Origin of the sequence: Achromobacter dolens, assembly GCF_902859745.1 — a bacterium.
GTDB lineage: Bacteria > Pseudomonadota > Gammaproteobacteria > Burkholderiales > Burkholderiaceae_B > Achromobacter > Achromobacter dolens.
Genome location: NZ_CADIJW010000002.1, coordinates 106250 through 125489 on the forward strand (window position 1 = coordinate 106250; position 19240 = coordinate 125489).

At 69.0% G+C, this 19240-nt stretch carries 16 protein-coding genes; 7 read left to right on the plus strand and 9 right to left on the minus strand.

Going from position 1 to position 19240, the window contains the following annotated elements; all coding sequences use genetic code 11:
* Positions 1 to 63 precede the first annotated feature (63 nt).
* Positions 64 to 1095 carry a DctP family TRAP transporter solute-binding subunit gene (locus HV783_RS02730; protein WP_175188663.1) on the plus strand — a complete coding sequence of 344 codons (1032 nt, stop codon included), beginning with the start codon at positions 64 to 66 and terminating at the stop codon, positions 1093 to 1095.
* A 186-nt stretch (positions 1096 to 1281) separates the two neighbouring features.
* Here the strand turns inward: HV783_RS02730 and greB are convergent, their stop codons facing one another.
* The 4 genes from greB to HV783_RS02750 form a co-directional block, all read right to left on the minus strand.
* The gene (gene greB, locus HV783_RS02735; protein ID WP_049073253.1) at positions 1282 to 1833 is read right to left on the minus strand and encodes a transcription elongation factor GreB; all 552 of its coding nucleotides are present in this window, start codon (positions 1831 to 1833) and stop codon (positions 1282 to 1284) included.
* Positions 1834 to 1922: 89 nt separating this feature from the next.
* Entirely contained in the window at positions 1923 to 2768 is an 846-nt protein-coding gene (locus HV783_RS02740; RefSeq protein ID WP_054502213.1) for a 3',5'-nucleoside bisphosphate phosphatase, read from the minus strand.
* A gap of 90 nt (positions 2769 to 2858) precedes the next feature.
* Positions 2859 to 3794, minus strand: coding sequence for an alpha/beta fold hydrolase (locus tag HV783_RS02745; RefSeq protein WP_175188664.1), 936 nt, complete (start codon positions 3792 to 3794; stop codon positions 2859 to 2861).
* A 140-nt stretch (positions 3795 to 3934) separates the two neighbouring features.
* Positions 3935 to 4507 carry a P-loop NTPase family protein gene (locus tag HV783_RS02750; protein WP_175188665.1) on the minus strand — a complete coding sequence of 191 codons (573 nt, stop codon included), beginning with the start codon at positions 4505 to 4507 and terminating at the stop codon, positions 3935 to 3937.
* Between the two features lie 401 nt (positions 4508 to 4908).
* Here HV783_RS02750 and cfa point away from each other — a divergent pair, with 401 nt between their 5' ends.
* A complete protein-coding gene (gene cfa, locus HV783_RS02755) occupies positions 4909 to 6084 on the plus strand; it encodes a cyclopropane fatty acyl phospholipid synthase (protein ID WP_175188666.1) in 1176 nt (391 codons plus the stop codon).
* 123 nt (positions 6085 to 6207) lie between these two features.
* Here the strand turns inward: cfa and HV783_RS02760 are convergent, their stop codons facing one another.
* Positions 6208 to 7851, minus strand: a complete 1644-nt coding sequence (locus tag HV783_RS02760) for a GMC family oxidoreductase (protein ID WP_175188667.1) — start codon at positions 7849 to 7851, stop codon at positions 6208 to 6210.
* A 149-nt stretch (positions 7852 to 8000) separates the two neighbouring features.
* On the opposite strand from HV783_RS02760, the gene HV783_RS02765 reads away from it, so the two are divergent.
* Together HV783_RS02765 and HV783_RS02770 are read left to right on the plus strand one after the other, a co-directional pair.
* The gene (locus HV783_RS02765; protein WP_116792528.1) at positions 8001 to 8888 is read left to right on the plus strand and encodes a LysR family transcriptional regulator; all 888 of its coding nucleotides are present in this window, start codon (positions 8001 to 8003) and stop codon (positions 8886 to 8888) included.
* Between the two features lie 16 nt (positions 8889 to 8904).
* On the plus strand, positions 8905 to 9798 hold the full coding sequence (locus HV783_RS02770; RefSeq protein ID WP_175188668.1) for an energy transducer TonB family protein: 894 nt from the start codon (positions 8905 to 8907) through the stop codon (positions 9796 to 9798).
* 22 nt (positions 9799 to 9820) lie between these two features.
* On the opposite strand, the gene HV783_RS02775 is transcribed toward HV783_RS02770, so the two are convergent.
* A complete protein-coding gene (locus tag HV783_RS02775; protein ID WP_054502206.1) occupies positions 9821 to 10801 on the minus strand; it encodes a LysR family transcriptional regulator in 981 nt (326 codons plus the stop codon).
* Between the two features lie 137 nt (positions 10802 to 10938).
* Between HV783_RS02775 and HV783_RS02780 the strand changes: the two genes are divergently transcribed.
* Both HV783_RS02780 and HV783_RS02785 read left to right on the plus strand, forming a co-directional pair.
* Positions 10939 to 12255 (plus strand): MFS transporter, encoded by a 1317-nt coding sequence (locus HV783_RS02780; RefSeq protein ID WP_175166780.1) that lies wholly within the window; start codon positions 10939 to 10941, stop codon positions 12253 to 12255.
* A gap of 33 nt (positions 12256 to 12288) precedes the next feature.
* Positions 12289 to 13605, plus strand: a complete 1317-nt coding sequence (locus HV783_RS02785; RefSeq protein ID WP_116792531.1) for an ArgE/DapE family deacylase — start codon at positions 12289 to 12291, stop codon at positions 13603 to 13605.
* A gap of 17 nt (positions 13606 to 13622) precedes the next feature.
* On the opposite strand, the gene HV783_RS02790 is transcribed toward HV783_RS02785, so the two are convergent.
* The 3 genes from HV783_RS02790 to trpB form a co-directional block, all read right to left on the minus strand.
* Positions 13623 to 16082, minus strand: coding sequence for a DNA internalization-related competence protein ComEC/Rec2 (locus HV783_RS02790; RefSeq protein WP_254603825.1), 2460 nt, complete (start codon positions 16080 to 16082; stop codon positions 13623 to 13625).
* 154 nt (positions 16083 to 16236) lie between these two features.
* The gene (trpA, locus tag HV783_RS02795; protein WP_175188669.1) at positions 16237 to 17025 is read right to left on the minus strand and encodes a tryptophan synthase subunit alpha; all 789 of its coding nucleotides are present in this window, start codon (positions 17023 to 17025) and stop codon (positions 16237 to 16239) included.
* Complete coding sequence (gene trpB / locus HV783_RS02800) at positions 17022 to 18230, minus strand: tryptophan synthase subunit beta (protein WP_175166779.1); 1209 nt, start codon at positions 18228 to 18230, stop codon at positions 17022 to 17024. Before trpB ends, trpA begins: the two co-directional genes overlap by 4 nt.
* A gap of 122 nt (positions 18231 to 18352) precedes the next feature.
* Between trpB and HV783_RS02805 the strand changes: the two genes are divergently transcribed.
* Entirely contained in the window at positions 18353 to 19210 is an 858-nt protein-coding gene (locus HV783_RS02805) for a LysR substrate-binding domain-containing protein (protein ID WP_054502200.1), read from the plus strand.
* Positions 19211 to 19240: the final 30 nt, after the last annotated feature.

Here is a 19240-nt window from a genome sequence, read left to right on the forward strand (position 1 = left end):
CCGGCTCGTCCGGCATGCATTCATGACAACAACAGACAGACCCGCAAAGAGAGGAGACGCAACATGAATTTCCGCAAGCTGATCGGCGCCACCCTGTGCGCCGCCGCCGTGGTTGGCCTGCCCGCCGCCGCGCAGGCGCAGAACTACAAGCCCGAATACAAGCTCTCCATCGTTGTCGGCACCACTTTCCCGTGGGGCCAGGGCGCCGAGATCTGGTCGAACCTGGTGCGCGAGCGCACCCAGGGCCGCATCAACATCAAGGTCTACCCCGGCACCTCGCTGGTGCAGGGCGACCAGACCCGCGAATTCACCGCCATCCGCCAGGGCGTGATCGACATGGCCGTCGGCTCGACCATCAACTGGTCGCCGCAGATCAAGCAACTGAACCTGTTCTCGCTGCCCTTCCTGATGCCGGACTACGCCGCCATCGACGCGCTGGTGCAGGGCGACGTGGGCAAGGAGATGTTCAAGCTGATCGAGAAGGCCGGCGTGGTGCCGCTGGCCTGGGGCGAAAACGGCTACCGCCAGCTCAGCAACTCCAAGCGCGAGATCAAGCGGCCCGAGGACATGAAGGGCATGAAGCTGCGCGTGGTCGGCTCGCCGCTCTACATCGACACGTTCACAGCGCTGGGCGCCAACCCGACCCAGATGAGCTGGGCCGACGCCCAGCCGGCGCTGGCCAGCGGCGCGGTCGACGGCCAGGAGAACCCGCTGTCGATCTACACCGGCTCCAAGCTCTACACCGTCGGCCAGAAATACCTGACGCTGTGGAACTACGTGGCCGATCCGCTGATCTTCGTGGTCAACCGCGAGGTGTGGAATTCGTGGTCGGAAAAGGACCGCGACATCGTGCGCCAGGCCGCGCTGGACGCCGGCAAGCAGCAGATCGTGATCGCGCGCAAGGGCGTCACGCCGGAAGATCCGTCCTTGCTCAAGGAGATCGAGGGCCACGGCGTCACCGTGACCTCGCTCAGCCAGGCCGAGCACGACGCCTTCGCCAAGGTCACCCAGCCCGTCTACGACAAGTGGAAGAAGCAGATCGGCGATGACCTGGTCAACCTGGCCGAGAAGTCCATCGCGGCGCGCAAGAAGTAAGCCGGCCAGGACACGATACCGAACAAGCAGCAAGCCCCAGGGGAACGGCGGCGCAAGCCGCCAACCGAGGCAGGGACGTCAGATCCCGCCCACCAAAGACGGGCGCCGGCCACAAGCCGGCGCCCGTCGCCTTTTGGAGGGTCCGTTTCGGCGGCGGGCGCCGCAACGCCGCCGCGTGGCATCGCGCTACCCCGGGTAGCGCACTTCCAGGATGTCCAGCTCCTCGATCCCGCCCGGCGTGCGCAGCACCACCGTGTCGCCCTCCCGCGCCTTGATCAGCGCCCGCGCCACCGGCGAGATCCAACTGATCTTGCCGGCCAGCGGCTCGGCCTCGTCCACGCCGACGATGGTGACGGTATGTTCCTCGCCGGCCTTGTCGGAATACAGCACCGTGGCGCCGAAGAAGACCTGGTCGCGGTTCGGCTGGGCGGCCGGGTCGACCACCTCGGCGATGTCCAGGCGCTTGGTCAGGAAACGCATGCGGCGGTCGATCTCGCGCAGGCGCTTCTTGCCGTAGAGATAGTCGCCGTTCTCGGAACGGTCGCCGTTGGATGCGGCCCACGACACCACCTGCACCACCGCCGGCCGCTCCACGTTCATCAGGTGCGTCAGCTCGCCGCGCAGGCGCTCGTAGCCTTCCGGCGTCATGTAGTTCTTGGTGCCGGCCGGCAATGCCTGGGCCTGCGGCAGGTCATCGTCGTCCTCGTTGTCGGATTCTTTGACAAATGCTTTGTTCATGGCGGCGGCGCGGTCGACGCGCGATCAGTCAATTCAAGGGCGGCATGGACACTCCATGCCAGGAGCCGGGCGGCGACGCGCCGCCCGCGCTAGAACCAGTCGTGCCAGACCGGCTTCAGGTCCGGCGGCAGCGGGGGCAGCCGGCCCAGATCCATGCGGCTTTCTTTCGGGCTATGGAAGTCCGACCCGCGCGAGGCCAGGAAACCATAGCGGCGCGCCACCTCGGCATACTGGCGCGCCTCTTCAACGGTGTGGCTGCCGGTCGTGACTTCGATGCCCACGCCGCCCAACTGCAGGAATTCGTCGAACAGCGCGGCGAACTGCAGCGGCGTGTACTTGTAGCGCCCCGGATGCGCGATGACGGCAATGCCGCCGGCGCCGCGGATCCAGCCGACCGCCTCGGCCAAGGTGGCCCATTGCATGGGCACGTGGCCGGGGCGGTCGTCGCCCAGGTGCTTGGTGAAGACGGTCTGCACGTCGGGACAGTAACCCGCCTCGACCAGATAGCGCGCGAAGTGCGTGCGGCTGATCAATTCCGGGTTGCCGGCGAAAGGCAGCGCGCCTTCGTAGGCGCCAGGCATGCCCATCTCGGCCAGCCGCTCGCCGATGCGGCGGGCCCGCTCGGCGCGGCCCGAACGCGTCTTGCGCAGGCCGTCGGCCAGCGCCACATTGGACGGATCGAAACGCAGGCCGACGATGTGCACCGTCAGGCCGGCCCAGGTCACCGAGATCTCGACGCCCGTGGCAAAGCGCATGCCGAGTTCACCGGCCATGGCCGCGGCCTCGGCCAGGCCGCCGATCTCGTCATGGTCGGTCAGGGCCCAGACATCGACACCGTTGGCGTGCGCACGCTGCGCCACGTCGCGCGGCGCCAGGGCGCCATCGGACACGGTGGAATGGCAATGCAAATCGATGTTGAGAACGGGCGTAGTCATGGAACCTATTGTAGAGAAGCCCCGCCCCCCTGGGTAGCGGCGCCGGCCAGCGGCGTCCCCAATTGATCGACGGGGCCGCCGAGGCGGCCGTCACGCCAACAGGAAATCCGCCACCGCCGTCACCTGGTCGTCGGCCATCAGCGTCGGCGCGTGGCCCACGCCCCGCACCTCGTAGAGCCGGGCGCGCGGATTGCGCTGGCGCATTTCGTCGACGGTGGCGCGGGTCAGCAGATCGGAATGCTCGCCGCGCACGATCAGGATCGGGCAGTCGACCGCGTCATACGAACGCCACAGGATCTGCTCGCCGGCGGCCAGTTCCTCGCCGGTCTGCAACGCCATCGGCTGCGCCAGCGCCAGGTCGTAGTGCTTGACCCACTGCCCGCCCTCCTCCGGATAGACAAAGCGCGCCAGGTGGTCCCACTGCGCGTCCGTGTGCGGGCCGAAGGTCTCGGAATTGGCGCGCATGGCCGCCACCGCCTCGGCAAACGAGCCGAACGCGCCCGGTTCGCCCACGTACTGGCCGATGCGCGCCAGCGCGCCGGTCTCCAGGCGCGGGCCGACGTCGTTGAGCACCAGCTTCGACAAACGGATGCCGTCCTGCGGCGGCAGCATGCCCGCATGCGGGCGCAGCGGCAGCATCGCCCGCGCGAACGCGGCGGCGCCGGCCAGCCCCAGGCCGATCAGCCCGCCCATCGAGGTGCCGACCCAAGCCAGCGAGGCGGGCCGCAGCCGCGCCACCAGGGTGGTCATGTCGGACACGTACTGCGGCACGGTATAGAACGCCGGATTGACCAACCAGTCCGAGCGACCGCGGCCGACCACGTCGGGGCACACCACGCGGAACTGCCCCGCCAGGCGCCGCGCCAGCGTATCGAAATCGCGCCCGCTGCGGGTCAGGCCATGGACGCAGACCAGCACCCGGTCATTGGCCGGATCGCCCCACTCCCAGTACGCCATGCGGTGCAGGCCCGCCGGGCTGGCGCAGGTGACGAATTCCAAACGGGGTTCCAGGCTCGCATCCAGCATCGTTGTGCTCCGAAAAACCGGCGCGCGGCCGCAATGGCGGCGCCGTGCATGGCGGGTATCTTATCGGAAGCGCGCGCCGCCGCCCGGACGCCGACGCGGCGGCCGCGCCCCAGTCGGCGCGGGATGGCCGCTGAAATGCCTCAGGCCGGACTCCTGGATACCCGCATGTCCGGCGGCAATGCGGCCAGCACCTGGTCCGCCAGGTCGTCCACGCTGGCGCGCGTATCCAGCGTCAGCACCGGGCAATGCAGTTGGCGGATCCATTCCCGGTGCTGCGCCAAAGTGCGCGTTCCCTCGGCGCCCGTGTCGTAACCGGCGGCCCATTCCAGGAAAAGGCGGCTCTTCTCACGCACCGCGGGATCGTTTTCCAGCGCCGCGCCATAGCGTTCAACCTCGCGGCGGCGCAGCCGCGCCATGCGCTCGGCCGCCGGCAGCCGCAGGAACACCACCAGCGCGAACGCGGGAATCAGGCCCTCGCCCCAGTGGTAGACCGAACCGCCGCTGAGCACCCAATCGTCATGCCCTCGCAGCCGTTCGCGGATGCGGCGCCAACGCTCCTCCTTGGGATACTTGTCGGTGAATGGCGGATCGGTCGGCAGCCAGTAGTAGTCGTCGGCTTCGAGGTGGGGCACGCCCAGGCGTGCGCCGAGCGCGGCGCCCAGCGTGGTGGCGCCGCAGCCGGACGCGCCGAAAAGATGGATGCGCGCAGCCATGGGACTCTCCTTGAGACGGATGCGACCCGGCGGAATCCGCCGGCGACAGGCACGAATGCCGCCCGGACAGGCCCGGGCGGCGCCGTTGCAGGCAACCAGTGTAGCGGCGTGCGACCGTCTGTCGGGCGCCTACGGCACCATTGGCCCCATGGTCTTTATCCTGGCCCCGGCCCTGTTGGTGGCAGGATGCGTCTGGGCCTTGCGCAGCAGCATACGTTGGTTAAGATTGGCGGGTCCCGGGTCAGCGGCCGCGGTGTCACGGCGCTGACACCCCGCTGAAATTACGATTGCCTATCGAGCCGATTCAATCATTAAATTGGATTCCATCCGCCGGTCCGGGCGAGAGTTATGCGCTTCGAGCATTGCCAGATCAGTCAGTCCAGAATTGATATGGAGCCACTATGCACCAAAGCAGTCCGACTACTCAGCTAACGCCACCCCGCGCCGACGCCGGCCCCCCCGCACCGCCCAAGGTCCTGCAGGACCTGCTGGCGCGCGCGGATGTCCGGATCAACGGCTCGCGCCCCTGGGACATCCAGGTCCATGACAAGCACATGTACGAGCGCGTCTTCGCCAGTTGGTCGCTGGGGCTGGGCGAGTCCTACATGGACGGCGAATGGGACTGCGAGCAGCTCGACGAACTCTTCACCCGCCTGCTGCGCGCCGACATGGGCTCGGCCGCGCTGGGCCTGGCGCGCGTCAAGCTGATCGCCGAACACCTGCGCCACAAGCTGTTCAACCTGCAATCCCGAAGCCGCGCCTTCGAAGTCGGCGAGCAGCACTACGACGCCGGCAACGACGTCTTCGAGGCCATGCTCGACAGCCGCATGATCTATTCCTGCGCCTTCTGGGAACAGGCCGACACGCTCGAAACCGCCCAGGAAGCCAAGCTCGACATGATCTGCCGCAAGCTGCAGCTCAAGCCCGGCGAGACGCTGCTGGACATCGGCTGCGGCTGGGGCGGGCTGGCCAAGTTCGCGGCCGAACGCTATGGCGTCAAGGTCACCGGCATCACCGTCTCCAAGGAGCAATTGGCGCTGGCCCAGGAGCGCGTGCGCGGCCTGCCGGTGGAACTGCTGCTGCAGGACTACCGCGACCTGCAGGGCAGCTTCGACAAGGTGGTGTCGGTCGGCATGTTCGAGCACGTCGGCCCCAAGAACTACGACACCTACTTCACCAATGTGCAACGGCTGATGGCGCCCGGCGGCATCTTCCTGCTGCACACCATCGGCATCGCCTCGACCAGCCAGAGCACCGATCCCTGGATCGACCGCTACGTCTTCCCCAACGGCAAGCTGCCGTCGGCCCGCGAGATCAGCACCGCGGTCGAAGGCCGCTTCATCATCGAGGACTGGCACAACTTCGGCGCCGACTACGACCGCACGCTGATGGCCTGGTGGGACAACTTCCAGCGCGCCTGGCCGCAATTGCAGGAACGCTACGGCACGCGCTTCTACCGCATGTGGCAGTACTACCTGATGTGTTGCGCCGGCTTCTTCCGCTCGCGCGAGGGGCAACTGTGGCAGGTGATCCTGACGCATCCGCAGCGCCAGGAGATGTACCGGTCGCTGCGCTGAGGCGGACTCGGGGAGCGCCTTCCGGGGACCGCCTCCTCTGGAAGGCGCCGCCCGGGCCCCAGGCTGGAAATGTCGGGCCTGGCCGCCCCCCTCCAACGCGCCACGGGCGCGTCCCGCTCCGCGTCACGCCACCAGCTCGGCCTCCTGCGCCTCGGCGCCGACGCGCACCGCATCCTCCAGAATCATCTGCGCCGCCCGCTCCGCGATCATGATGGTGGGCGAATTGGTGTTGCCCGACGTAATCGTCGGCATGATCGACGCGTCGGCCACGCGCAGCCCCTGCAAGCCGTGCACGCGCAGGCGCGCGTCCACCACCGCGCCGTCGTCGGGGCGGCGGCCCATGGCGCAGGTGCCGACGGGATGGAAGATGGTGGTGCCGATCTTGCCGGCCGCCTCGCGCAGCTCGGCCTCGCTCTGGCAGGCCGGGCCCGGCAGCCATTCCTCCGGCTGGTAGCGCTGCAAGGCCGGCGCCGCGCTGATGCGCCGCACCAGCCGGATGGCGTCGGCCGCCACCTTCAGGTCCTGTTCTTCCTTCAGGTAGTTCGGCGTGATCACCGGCGGCAGCGAACCGTCCGCGCCCTGCGCGTGCACGCTGCCGCGCGACACCGGCCGCAGATTGCAGACGCTGGCCGTGAAGGCATCGAAACCATGCAGCGGCTCGCCAAAGGCGCCCAGCGACAAAGGCTGCACGTGGAATTCCAGGTTGGCGCGCGCCTGGCCCGGATCGGACTTGGCGAAGGCCCCCAACTGCGACGGCGCCATGCTCATCGGCCCGCTGCGGTTCAGCAGGTATTCCAGGCCGATGCCGGCCTTGCCCCACCAGGTCGAGGCGATGCGGTTCAGCGTCTTCACGCCGCGCACCTTCAGGATGACGCGCAGTTGCAGGTGGTCCTGCAGGTTCTCGCCCACGCCGGGCAAGGCGTGATGCAGCGCAATGCCGCTTTCGCGCAGGCGCGCCGGCTCGCCGATTCCCGACAATTCCAGCAGTTGCGGCGTATTGACGGCGCCCGCCGCCAGCACCACCTCGCGCGCCGCGCGGACGCTGACGGACTGCCCCTCGCGGCGCACCTGCACGCCGACGCAGCGCGTGCCCTCGAACAGCAGGCGTTCAGCGTGCGCTCCCGTCATCACCCGCAGATTGGGCCGCTCGCGCACCGGCCGCAGGAACGCCTTGGCGGTGTTCCAGCGCCAGCCGCGGCGCTGGTTCACATCGAAATAGCCGACCCCGAAGTTGTCGCCCCGGTTGAAGTCCGCCACGCGGGGGATGCCCGCCTGCTCCGCCGCGTCGGCGAAGGCGTCGAGGATGTCCCAGCGCAGCCGCTGGGCCTCGACCCGCCACTCGCCGCCGACGCCGTGGAATTCGTCGCCGCCGCGATAATGGTCTTCGCTGCGCTTGAACACCGGCAGCACCTCGTCCCAGCGCCATGACGGATCGCCGGCGGCCTCGGCCCACTCGTCGTAGTCCTGGCGCTGGCCGCGCATGTAGATCATGCCGTTGATCGACGAGCAACCGCCCAGCACCCGGCCGCGCGGATAGATCAGCGACCGCCCGCCCAGCCCAGGCTCGGCGCCGGTGCGGTACATCCAGTCGGTGCGCGGGTTGCCAATGCAGTACAGGTAGCCGACTGGAATGTGGATCCAATGGTAGTTGTCGCGGCCGCCCGCCTCCAGCAGCAGCACGCGCGCCGCCGGGTCACGGCTCAGGCGGTTGGCCAGCACGCAGCCAGCCGACCCGGCGCCCACGATGATGTAGTCGTATGTCTCCATTTGCGCTTCTTCTTTTGAGTCTCGACTTCTTGTCAGTCACCAGTCGCTGCGCCACTGTCGCGCAGCCGGACGCCCCTGTCCAATGAATTGTTGAAAAGCGCTTTATAAGACTCTTTAATAATGGGTATCGCCCTGACGGGACCGGAGCCATGGACCTCAAGCACATCCGCACCTTCGCCGCGGTGGCGCGCGTCGGCAACCTGACGCGCGCGGCCGAACACCTGCACCTGACGCAACCCGCGCTCAGCCTGCAGCTCAAGAGCTTCCAGGAAGCCCTGGACCTGCCGCTGTTCACCCGCACCGCCCAGGGCCTGGCGCCCAACGCCGATGGGCGCGCGCTGCTGCCCTCGGCCCAGCGCGTGCTGGACGCGCTCGAGGACTTCGAGCGCGCCATCGGCGCGCTGCGCGTCACGGTGCAGGGCGAACTGCGCCTGGGCACCATCCTCGACCCCGAATTCCTGCGGCTGGGCGCCACCCTGCGCCACCTGGTCCAGCACTATCCCAAGATCCGCCCCACGCTGCGCCACGGCATGTCCGGCTCGGTTGCGCGCCAGGTGCGCAACGGCGAGCTGGACGTCGGCTTTTCCCTCGGCCCGCGCGACCAGGCCAGCGGCCAGCCCGCCCTGCATGCCCTGCCGCTGGCGGCGTTCTCCTACTACGTGGTCGCTCCCAAGGGTTGGGGTCCGCAACTGGCCGGCCGCGGCTGGCACGAGATCGCCGCGCTGCCCTGGATCTGGACGCCGCCCGACTCGGTCCATCACCGCCTGCTCGCGACGAAATTCAGCGAACTGGGCGTCGCCCCCAACGCGGTCGCCGAAGTCGACCAGGAGGCCTCGATGCTGGACCTGGTGCGCTCCGGCGTCGGCCTGACCCTGGCGCGCGACTCCATCGCCCTGCGCGAATCACAGGCGCACGGGCTGGCGCTGGCGCCGGGGCTGTCGATCGAGGCGGAACTGGCCTTCATCACGCTGGCCGCGCGGCGCGAGGAGCCGATGATCGCCGCGTCTTTCGACGCGGTGCGGGCGGCATTCGGCTGACCAGGAGAGACTCCCCATGCGCTCACGCTTGCTCGCTATCGGCCTGGCCCTGGCCTGCGCCGCCGTCCCCGTCATGGCCGCCGCCCCCGGCAACGAAGCCGAATGGACCCGGGCCGTGCAACGCCGCCTGATCAGCCGCCTGGATTATCCGAAAGAGGCGCACCGCCTCAGCGGCCCGATCAGCCTGTCCCTGAAGATCACGGCGCTACGCAACGGCGCCATCTACGACGTCGTGGTGAGCCGGTCCTCCGGCGACGCCGCCGTCGACCAGACCGCCGTCGCCATGGTGCGGCGCGCCGGCCCGCTGCCCGCTTTTCCGGACGCCATGACCCAGGAAAAGACCGAGCTGATGCTGCCGCTGCGCTTCCAGCAGGAAGACGACACGGCGCCCGCCACCGACCGGGGTCCGCCCGCCGACATCCCGCCGCGCCGCTACGTCGACGCCGCCACCGGCTTCAGCGTCACCGTGCCCTCGCCGCTGCGGGCCGGCCCCGCGCCCACCCGCGGCAGGTACGACGCCCAGATCGAGATCTCCAGCCCCGATGACTTCCCGCCCAGGGCGCGGGACGCCAGGTACCTGTGCCGGATCGGCTTCCAGGCCACGCAGGCTGGCGCCAAGCCCCCCGCCGCGCCGGCGCCGAGCGCGCAGGTCGCCGCCGCCGAACGCCGGCAGCGCCGGTTGGGCGGGTCCATCGAGCTGTACGACCGCTTCACCCTGGACGGCGCGCAGGGCCTGGACTACCTCGCGGCGCCGGGCCCCAGCCACCCGGACACGCTGCACTACTATGCCGACATCGTATTGCCGCAAGGCCGCGTCCGCATGGCCTGCGCCACCCAACGCGATGCCATGCCCGCCGCGATGACGATGTTCCGGCAAGTGCGCGACGGCATCGCCGCCCGGGCCCGCTGACCCGGGCGGGGGACCTGACGCATCAAGGCGGCGGCAGGTTGCCGGGCACCAGCCGCTCGGCCATGGTGAAACCGTCGATGTAGTCGCGAAAGTGCTTGAGGAAGGCCGCCTCGGCCGGACTGCGTTGCACGTCCCGGTGCCACAACAGGTGCAGGTCGACCGAACACACGCCCTCGCCGGGCGGCAGCCGCCACAACCGGCCCTCGGCGAGATCGCGCCGTACGCTGTGCTCGGGCAGGCAACCGATGCCGAAGCCGGCGACGAGCAAGCGCTTGACTTCGTCATGCTGCGTGGACGTCGCCACCACCCGCCCTGAAAACCCCCGCTGGTCGCGAAAAATCGTCAGCGGCGACAGGCTGTCGCCCAGGGCATCGCTGGCGAAAGAGACGAAGTTTTCGCCCATCAGGTCTTCGATGCGCAGGTCCTGACGACCGAACAATGCGTGGTTGCGCCCGCAGAACAGCGCGTAGCGCTGGTGCAGGAAAACCTTGTTCTCGAGCCGCTTGGGCATCTGCCGGCAAAGCGCGATGCCGGCCGTGCCCACGCGTTGCTGCATCAGCGTAACGATCTCGCTGCTGGGCAACACATCCATCTGCACCTCGATGCGCGGATAGGCCGCATGGAACGCCGCCCAGAAATCGTCATAGACCTGGGAGTGAATACGGCTGGCCACCAGCAAGTGGATGCGGCCGGTCGCCTCGACTTCCGTCTGCGAGACGTCGGTCAGCAACTGCGCGACATTGCCATAGATGGCCTGCGCCGCGCGACACACCTCTTCACCGGCATTGGTGACGGTGAACGCCTGGTTGTGCCGTTCGATCAGGCGCCGGTCCAACTGTTCCTCCAGTCGCTTGAGCGCCTGGCTGACGGCCGATTGCGTCAGGTGCAGCTTGGCGGCCGCGCCGCTGATGCTGCGCTCCTGCACGATCACCAGGAAGGTCCGCAGCAGGTTCCAGTCGAGGCGGTCGCCGCTGCGGGCGTCGGCGGGGTGGGCGTTGTTCATCGGCGGCCTTTGCAGGGAATCGGCAAGACATCAATTTAACTTAAGTGAAAAATTAAAAATCATAAATTGACGTTATATCGAGGCGGGCGCGATAAAGACGCCTTCGAACAACGACAACACCCACAAGAGGAAACCCCATGACCGCTCCCGCCCATGCTCCGGCGGCGCGCCAACCTGTCCGCGCCGCGACCGCCGCATTCGTCGGCACCACCATCGAGTGGTACGACTTCTACATCTACGCCACGGCCGCCGCGCTGGTGTTCGGCAAAGTGTTCTTCCCCACCGCCGATCCGTTCATCAGCACCATGGCGTCGTTTGGCACGTTCGCCGCCGGCTTCCTTGCACGGCCGCTCGGCGGCGTCCTCTTCGGCCACCTGGGCGACCGTGTCGGCCGCAAGAACGCACTGATGGCGACCCTGGTCATCATGGGGCTGGCCACGGTCGGCATCGGCCTGCTGCCCAGTTATGCCACCGCCGGCCTCTGGGCGCCCGCCCTGTTGCTGCTGTTGCGCCTGGCACAGGGGCTGGCGGTTGGCGGCGAGTGGGGCGGCGCTGTATTGATGGCCGGCGAACACGCCTCGCAACGCCGCCGCACGTTCGCCGCCTCGTTCGCGCAATTGGGCAGCCCGGCCGGCCTGATCCTGTCGCTACTCGCGTTCCGGCTGCTGACCACGCTGGACGAGGCCGATTTCGTGAGCTGGGGCTGGCGCGTTCCCTTCCTGATCAGCGCGGTCCTGTTGCTGGTCGGCTATTTCATCCGCGTCGGCGTCAATGAATCGCCCGATTTCGCGAAAGTGCTAGAGCGCCAGGAACGCGCCGAGATCCCGGCCAAGGAAGTGCTGCGCACCGCCTGGCGCACCGTGCTGCTGTGCATGGGGGTGTGCACCGTGGCGATCGGCGGCATCTACTTCACCAACACCTTCATGCTGTCGTACACGACCCAGACAATGGGCCTGAGCCGCACGCTGGTCCTGGACTGCCTGTTCGTGGTCGCCATCATCCAGTTCTTCGTGCAGCCGGTGGCGGCCTGGCTGGCCGACGCCGTTGGCCCCACCCGGGTCCTCATTACGGCGGCCTTCTTCTCGGTGTTGGCGCCCTATCCCATGTTCATGCTCGTGTCGCAAGGCACGCCCTACAGCATCGTCGGCGGCATCGCCATCGTGCTGGTCTTCATGGCCGCGATCTATTCCGCCATGGCCGGCTACATCAGCTCGGCGTTCCCCACCCACGTGCGTTATTCCGGCATCTCGCTGTCGTACCAGTTGTGCGGCGCGGTGGCGGGCGGCATGACGCCGCTGGTCGGCACCTGGCTGACCTACCACTACCCCGGCCAATGGCTGCCGCTGGCGATCTTCTATTCGACGCTGTCGGCGATCACGCTCGTGTCGATCTGGGCCCTGGCCGGCCACAAGCGCCGCCTGGCGCTGGAAGTCACCCCCGCTGCCGCGGCCTGAGCCGCCCCGCTTCTCCTTCTTTCAGGAAACCCGATGACACAGACCACCTCCCCGCCCGCGCTCACCGAAGCGCAGACCCGCCGGATCCTGCAAGCCGTTGACGCGCATTTCGACGCCCAACTGGCCTTCACCCAGGATCTGGTGCGCTTCCCCTCGCTGCGCGAACAGGAGCATACGGCGCAAGACTTTCTCTACGAGGCGATGCGCGCGCGCGGCTTCGCGATGGACCGCTGGAAAATCGACGTCAAGGACATCGAGTCCCACCCCGGCTTCGGCCCGGTGACCGTCTCGTATGAAAACGCCTTCAACGTGGTCGGCACTTATCGTCCCTCGCGGCAACAGGGCCGCTCGCTCATCCTGAACGGACATATCGACGTGGTGCCCACCGGCCCCGTGGATATGTGGTCCCGCTCACCGTGGGACCCCGCGATCATCGACGGCTGGATGTACGGACGTGGCGCTGCCGACATGAAGGCGGGCCTGGCCGCCAACCTGTATGCCTACGACGCCGTGCGCGCCGCCGGCTATGAACCCGCCGCCCCGATCTATTTCCAGTCGGTGGTCGAAGAGGAATGCACCGGCAACGGCGCCCTGTCCGCCCTGCTGCGCGGCTACCAGGCCGACGCCGTGATCATTCCGGAGCCGGAAGAGAACATGCTGGTGCGCGCCAACGTCGGCGTGCTGTGGTTCAAGGTCCGCGTGCAGGGCCATCCCACCCATACCCGCGAGATGGCCAACGGCTTCAACGCCATCGACGCCGCCTACGCCGCCATCGAGGCGTTGCGCGGGATCGAAGCCAAATGGAACGCGGAGCACCACTGCCATCGCCATTTCGAACATCTCGACCATCCGATCAATTTCAACATCGGCAAGATCGAGGGCGGCGACTGGCCGTCGACGGTACCGCCCTGGTGTGAATTCGACGTGCGCGCGGCAATCTATCCGGGCACCACCGCGGATGAGGCCCGCGCGCAGATCGACGCCTGCCTGCGCGACGCCGTCGCCGACCCGCGGCTTGGCGGCACGCCGCCCCAGGTCGCCTACACCGGCTTCTATGCCGAAGGCTACGTGCTCGAAGAAGGCAGCGATGCCGAAAACACGCTGCGCGATTGCCACCAGCAGGCCTTCAAGAGCGAGCTCGAAAGCTTCACGACCCCGGGCTATCTCGATGCCCGTGTCTTCGTGATCTATGGCGACATGCCGACGCTGGTCTATGGTCCAAAGTCGCTCGACATCCATGGCTTTGATGAACGTGTCCACATCGAGTCGCTGCGGCTGATCACCAAGACCATTGCGCTTTTCATTGCCCAATGGTGTGGCGTCAGCGAAACGAACGACCAGGCGGACTGAACCCGGCGCGGGCCGGCTCAGCGCCCATGCCAGTAGCGCCGGTGCCGCTCGCGTTGCGCCCACACCGCCAGCCCATCGGCGCGCGACTCGGCCGTCACCGCCCCATCGCGGTCACTGCGCCAGAACGCCGCGCCCGCGCGGAGCCAGCGCCGTTCCACCGCCGGGGCCGGGTGGCCGAAACGGTTCAGGTAGCCGCACTGGGCAATCGCGTGGCCGGCATGCGCGGCGGCCACCAGCTCCCGCCCGGATGACCATGCCGACCCGTGATGCGGCGCCAGCACGATATCGGTCGGCGGCAGGCCGAGCGCGGCCAGCTCGCGCTCCTGCGCCACGCCGATGTCGCCGGTCAGCAGCAGCGAATGGGCGCGGCCCGCGACGCGCAACACGCAACTGTTGGCGTTGCGATCGGCCCCGAGCGCGGCCGCTGCCGCCGCGGGATGCAGGAAGGTGAAGGTCACGCCGTCAACACGCCAACTGTCGCCGCGCTCGCAGCGCAGCATCCGGGCCGGAGAAACGTAGGAGGCGCCCCGGTCCGGTGCGCGATTCGAAGATTCGCCGGCCGGCAAACTGCCCCGGGACGATGTCGCCGCCGTCGATGCCCCACGCTGCCCGGACCATAGCCTGGCATCACGCCGCAGCCACGCCGCCACATCGAACGACGCATAGCTGCGCGCCACCGGCACCGCCGCCAGCACCGAGCGCGTGCCGCCCACGTGATCCAGGTCCGCGTGCGACAGCACCAGCACGTCCAGCTTGCCGATGCCGCGCGCCTGCAACTGCGGCGCGATCACCCGTTCGCCCGCGTCGCCGCCGCCGAAATGGCGCGGACCGGCATCGAACAACAGGGCCTGGGTCGCGGTCTCCACCAGGATCGCGCTGCCCTGGCCGATGTCCATCGCGCTCATGCGCCAGTAGCCCGGCTCGGGCCTTTCGGGCCGCCAGCACAACAGCGGCAGCATGCACAGCCAGCCCAGGCGCCGCGCCGGCCAGCCCTGTGCCTGCAGGGCCCACGCCATCCCAGCCAGCGCCCACAGCAGCCAGGGCCACGGCGCCGCCGCCACCGTGAAGCTGGCCCAGTCCGCGTTGCCCACCCACGCGACCACCGTCATCGCCAGGTCGAACACCCACGCCCCCGCCTGCCCCGCCACCGCGGCCACGCCGGCCGTGGCCGGCGCCACAGAGAACATGGCGCACAGCAGCGCCAGCGGCGTGACCAGGAACGTCACCGCCGGAATCGCCACCGCATTGGCCAGCGGCGACCCGAGCGAGACCTGATGCACCAGGAACGCCAGCAGCGGCGTCAGTCCCAGCGTCACGGTCAACTGCAGCCGCGTCGCCTGCGCCAGCGCCGCGGCCCAGCGCTGGCGCCACCCGGCATCGGCGTCGCGCGGCGCCTGCGCCACGCGCAGCAGGATCGCCACCGCGCCGAACGACAACCAGAAACCCGCCGTTATCGGCGCCCATGGATCCAGCATCACCACAGCCGCCGCCGCGAACGCCAGCACCCGCCCCGCCGATATCCGCAGGCGCGACCAGCCCGCCGCCAACACCACCAGCAGCATGAAGAACGTGCGCCGCGACGGCACGCCCCAGCCCGCCAGCAGGCAATACGCCAGCCCCACGGCCATCGCCGCGGCGCCGCCGGCGATACGCGCCGGCACCCGCTCGGCCAGGCCGATGCCGCGCCAGCGCGCGCGCCGCCACATCGCCGCCAACGACCAGGCCGCCAGGCCCGCGATCGAGGTCACATGCATGCCGCTGATGGACACCAGATGCGTGATGCCGCTGCGATTGAAGACGCGCCAGTCGTCCCGCGCCACGCCGGCCTGGTCGCCGATCGCCAGCGCGATCAGCACCGGCGCGTAGCGATGGCCGCCGAGCGCCCGCCGCATGCCTGCGCGCACGCGATACCTGGCACGCTCGATGGCGATGCCGGCAGACGCCCAGGGCTGGTCTTCCAGCAATCGCGGCTGGCCCCGCACCGTGCCGGTGGCGCGCAGGCCACGCGCGAACAGGCGCGCCTCGCCATCCGGCGCATCGGGATTGAGCGGCGCATGGGGACGGCGCAGCACCAGGGCCATGCGCCACACCTGCCCCGGCGCCACCGGCGGCAATTCCGGCTGCGCGCCGGGCGGCGCCAACCACGACACCAGGATGCGCCGCGGAATGCCCGAACGCGCCGGCCCGACCTGCTCGCCCACGAACCGCACGCCGCCCGCGTCATCGTCGGGCAGCTCGGCCACGCGCAACGCCAGCCGCGCGACGGCATCCTGGTGCGCGTCGGCCAGCGCGTCATCCAGGCGCCATTGCGCCCGCAGCGCGGCATTGACCGCGCCCACCAGCAACCCCGCGATCAGGCAGGCCAGCATCCCCGCCAGCCAGCCCTGCCAGCGCCGGGCAGCCACAGGCAACACGGCGCAGGCCACGCCGGCGGTCAGGTAGAACCCCGCCCCCGGCAGCGCCGCGAGTGTCTGCACCGCCCCCGCGCCCGCCACGATGGCCAGGCAGAATATGCGCCCCTTGATATCCGTCTCCCGGGAAACGGATCAGCGTAGGGCGACAGGCGCTCAGGCGGTCGGTGTATGAAGGGATTTGCCCACCTCGGGAAACCGTCGGTGTCCCATCCAGCCATCACTCCCCTCTTGCCGCCGCCCCTAACCCGCGCACTTCGGCCAGCGCCGCCCCCACCCCGCCCGCCGCCAGCACCTCGACCAGCCGGGTCCCCACCGCCACCAGATCCGCATGGCGCCCGACCGCCTTCATTTGTTCGGCGGTGCGCACGCCGAAGCCCGCGGCAATCGGCAGGGAGGTCTTCGCCCGGATGCGTTCCAGCGCAGCGGCGATCACGGCGTGCGACGGCAGCGCCGCGCCCGTCGTGCCCGCCAGCATCACGTGGTACACGAAGCCGCTGGCGCCTTCCAGCACTTTCTCCAGGCGCGCTTCGGTCGTCGTCGGCGCGGTCATCTTGATGAGCGCAATGCCGTGGCGCCGCGCCAACCGCTCGATGCCGGCGGCGTGCTCGGGCGACAGGTCCACCACGATCAGCCCGTCGACGCCGGCCCAGGCCGCATCGGCCATGAAGCTGGCCGCCTCATAGCGCAGCAGCGGGTTCAGATAGCCCATCAGCACGACAGGCGTGCGCTCGTCCTCTTCGCGGAAGGCGGCGACCAGGTCGAGCGTGCGGCGCAGGGTCTGCCCCGCCTTCAGCGCGCGCGCATTGGCCTGTTGCAGCACGGGCCCGTCGGCGATCGGGTCGCTGAACGGCATGCCCAGTTCGATCACGTCTGCCCCGGCGGCGGGCAGGCCTTTCAGCAAGGCCAGGCAGTCATCGTAGGACGGATCGCCCGCCGTGAAATAAGCGGCCAGGCCCGGCCGGCCGGCGGCGCGCAACGCCGCCAGGGTCTGTTCGATACGGCTCATGCGGCCTCTCCGGTGAATTGCAGGACCGAATTCAGGTCCTTGTCTCCGCGTCCGCTCAGGCAGACCACCAGCGCCTGGTCGCGCTCCATGAGCGGGGCGAGTTTCCTGGCATAGGCCAAGGCATGGGCGCTTTCCAGCGCGGGGATGATGCCCTGCCGCCGCGTCAGCCACAGAAAGGCGTCGACCGCCTCGGTATCGGTGACCGATTCGTAGACGACCCGCCCGGTATCGTGCAGCAGGGCATGCTCCGGGCCGACGCCGGGGTAATCGAGACCGGCCGAAATCGAATGCGCGTTCTGGATCTGGCCGTCCGCGTCCTGCAGGAAGTAGCTGCGGCAGCCATGCAGGACGCCGGGGGAGCCTTCGCCGATGCTGGCGGCGTGCTCGGCGGTGTGCGTGCCGCGTCCGCCCGCCTCGATGCCGAACAGCCGCACGCCGGCATCGTTCAGGAAGGGATGGAAGAAGCCGATGGCGTTGGAGCCGCCGCCCACGCAGGCGACCATCGCGTCCGGCAGCCGCCCGGTCTTCGCGAGAATCTGCGCCCGCGTCTCCTCGCCGATGACTTTCTGCAACTCCCGCACCAGCCAGGGATAGGGATGCGGCCCCGCGCCCGTCCCCAGCAGGTAGTAGGTGTCGTCCGGATGCGCGATCCAGTCGCGGATGGCGGCGTTCATTGCGTCCTTCAGCGTGGCGCTGCCGTCCGGCACGGGCCGGACCTGCGCGCCCAGCATCTCCATGCGCGCCACATTGGAGGACTGCCGCGCCACGTCGACCTCGCCCATGTAGACCACGCATTCCAGGCCGAACAAGGCGCACACCGTGGCGGTGGCCACTCCGTGCTGCCCCGCGCCGGTCTCGGCGATGATGCGGCGCTTGCCCATGCGCCGGGCGAGCAGCGCCTGGCCCAGGCAATTGTTGATCTTGTGGGCGCCGGTGTGGTTCAGGTCCTCGCGCTTGAGGAAGACGCGCGCGCCGCCCAGTTCCTCGCTGATCGCCTCGGCATGCAGCAGCGGACTCGGGCGTCCGACGTAGTCGGCCAGCATGGCGCGGTACTCGGTCCAGAACGCAGGGTCCTCGCGAACCGCGCGGAAGGTGTGTTCCAGCGCATCGAGCGCCGGGGCCAGCGTCTCGGGCATGTAGCGGCCGCCATAACGGCCGAACTGCCCGGCGGCATCGGGATATTCAGGATGTGGGATAAAAGACATGATTTCAGGCCTTCGGGAACATGTCCGCCATGGTATCTAGGTGAAATGCCTAGATAAATCATAGATTTCTTGCTCATTGATATCAGATTTTCTAATATCAAAACATGAGAAACCTGCCTCCCATGAATTCGCTGCGCGTCTTCGACAGCGCCGCCCGCCACCTGAACCTGTCGCTCGCCGCGCAAGAGCTCGGCGTGTCGCACAGCGCGGTCAGCCAGCAGGTCCGGCAACTCGAGACCTGGCTCGGCGGCAAGCTGTTCGAGCGGCATTCCGACGGCGTGCGGCTGACCGCGGCGGGCCAGGACCTGCAACGCGTCTGCCTGCCGGCGTTCGACATGCTCGAGCAGCGCCTGGCCGAACTGCTCGGCCGCGCCACCTCGGCGGAGGTGGTCGTCGGCGCGCCTGCCAGCCTGCTGTCCAACTGGATCATCCCCCGGCTCGAGGATTTCGAACGCGCCCATCCCGGCGTCCAGGTACGGCTGCAGACGGCGGCCGACATCGCATTGCTGGAACGGCGCGTGGTCGATGTGCTGATCGTGGCCGACGAACACCGGTCGCCGGACATCGAGGCGGTGCCGCTGTTCCGGGAGAGCATCGGACCCGTCTGCGCCCCGGCGTTGGCCGGGCGGATCCGGCGGCCGGCCGACGTGCTGGGCTCCCCGTTGCTGCATGCCGCGGCGCGCCCCGCCGCCTGGGAGCACTGGGCGCAGGCCCACGGCGTGACGCTGGACGCGCAACAGCCCCGGCGCCAGTTCGACCAGCTCGGCCATCTGCTCGAGGCCGCGGTAGCCGGCCTGGGCATCGGCATCGCGCCGCGGGAACTGGCGCAGGCCGACATCCGGGCCGGCCGGCTGGCCGCCCCGCTCGGGTTCCAGGATACCGGCGGCCGGTTCAGCCTGTACGCCCGCACCGACGCCCGGGAAGTCGTTGCCGACTTCAGGCGCTGGCTGAAGGCGCAGGCGCTGTCCGACGCTCCCTGAGCCGCGCCCCATAGGACGAATCTGGGATTC

Excerpts from the sequence above, each read along its gene's own strand:
- greB (WP_049073253.1), bottom strand. The coding sequence starts at position 1,833 with ATGAACAAAGCATTTGTCAAAGAATCCGACAACGAGGACGACGATGAC.
- HV783_RS02730 (WP_175188663.1), top strand. The coding sequence starts at position 64 with ATGAATTTCCGCAAGCTGATCGGCGCCACCCTGTGCGCCGCCGCCGTG.
- HV783_RS02785 (WP_116792531.1), top strand. The coding sequence starts at position 12,289 with ATGACACAGACCACCTCCCCGCCCGCGCTCACCGAAGCGCAGACCCGC.
- HV783_RS02805 (WP_054502200.1), top strand. The coding sequence starts at position 18,353 with ATGAATTCGCTGCGCGTCTTCGACAGCGCCGCCCGCCACCTGAACCTG.
- HV783_RS02740 (WP_054502213.1), bottom strand. The coding sequence starts at position 2,768 with ATGACTACGCCCGTTCTCAACATCGATTTGCATTGCCATTCCACCGTG.
- HV783_RS02760 (WP_175188667.1), bottom strand. The coding sequence starts at position 7,851 with ATGGAGACATACGACTACATCATCGTGGGCGCCGGGTCGGCTGGCTGC.
- trpA (WP_175188669.1), bottom strand. The coding sequence starts at position 17,025 with ATGAGCCGTATCGAACAGACCCTGGCGGCGTTGCGCGCCGCCGGCCGG.
- HV783_RS02780 (WP_175166780.1), top strand. The coding sequence starts at position 10,939 with ATGACCGCTCCCGCCCATGCTCCGGCGGCGCGCCAACCTGTCCGCGCC.
- cfa (WP_175188666.1), top strand. The coding sequence starts at position 4,909 with ATGCACCAAAGCAGTCCGACTACTCAGCTAACGCCACCCCGCGCCGAC.
- HV783_RS02775 (WP_054502206.1), bottom strand. The coding sequence starts at position 10,801 with ATGAACAACGCCCACCCCGCCGACGCCCGCAGCGGCGACCGCCTCGAC.
- trpB (WP_175166779.1), bottom strand. The coding sequence starts at position 18,230 with ATGTCTTTTATCCCACATCCTGAATATCCCGATGCCGCCGGGCAGTTC.
- HV783_RS02770 (WP_175188668.1), top strand. The coding sequence starts at position 8,905 with ATGCGCTCACGCTTGCTCGCTATCGGCCTGGCCCTGGCCTGCGCCGCC.
- HV783_RS02745 (WP_175188664.1), bottom strand. The coding sequence starts at position 3,794 with ATGCTGGATGCGAGCCTGGAACCCCGTTTGGAATTCGTCACCTGCGCC.
- HV783_RS02750 (WP_175188665.1), bottom strand. The coding sequence starts at position 4,507 with ATGGCTGCGCGCATCCATCTTTTCGGCGCGTCCGGCTGCGGCGCCACC.
- HV783_RS02765 (WP_116792528.1), top strand. The coding sequence starts at position 8,001 with ATGGACCTCAAGCACATCCGCACCTTCGCCGCGGTGGCGCGCGTCGGC.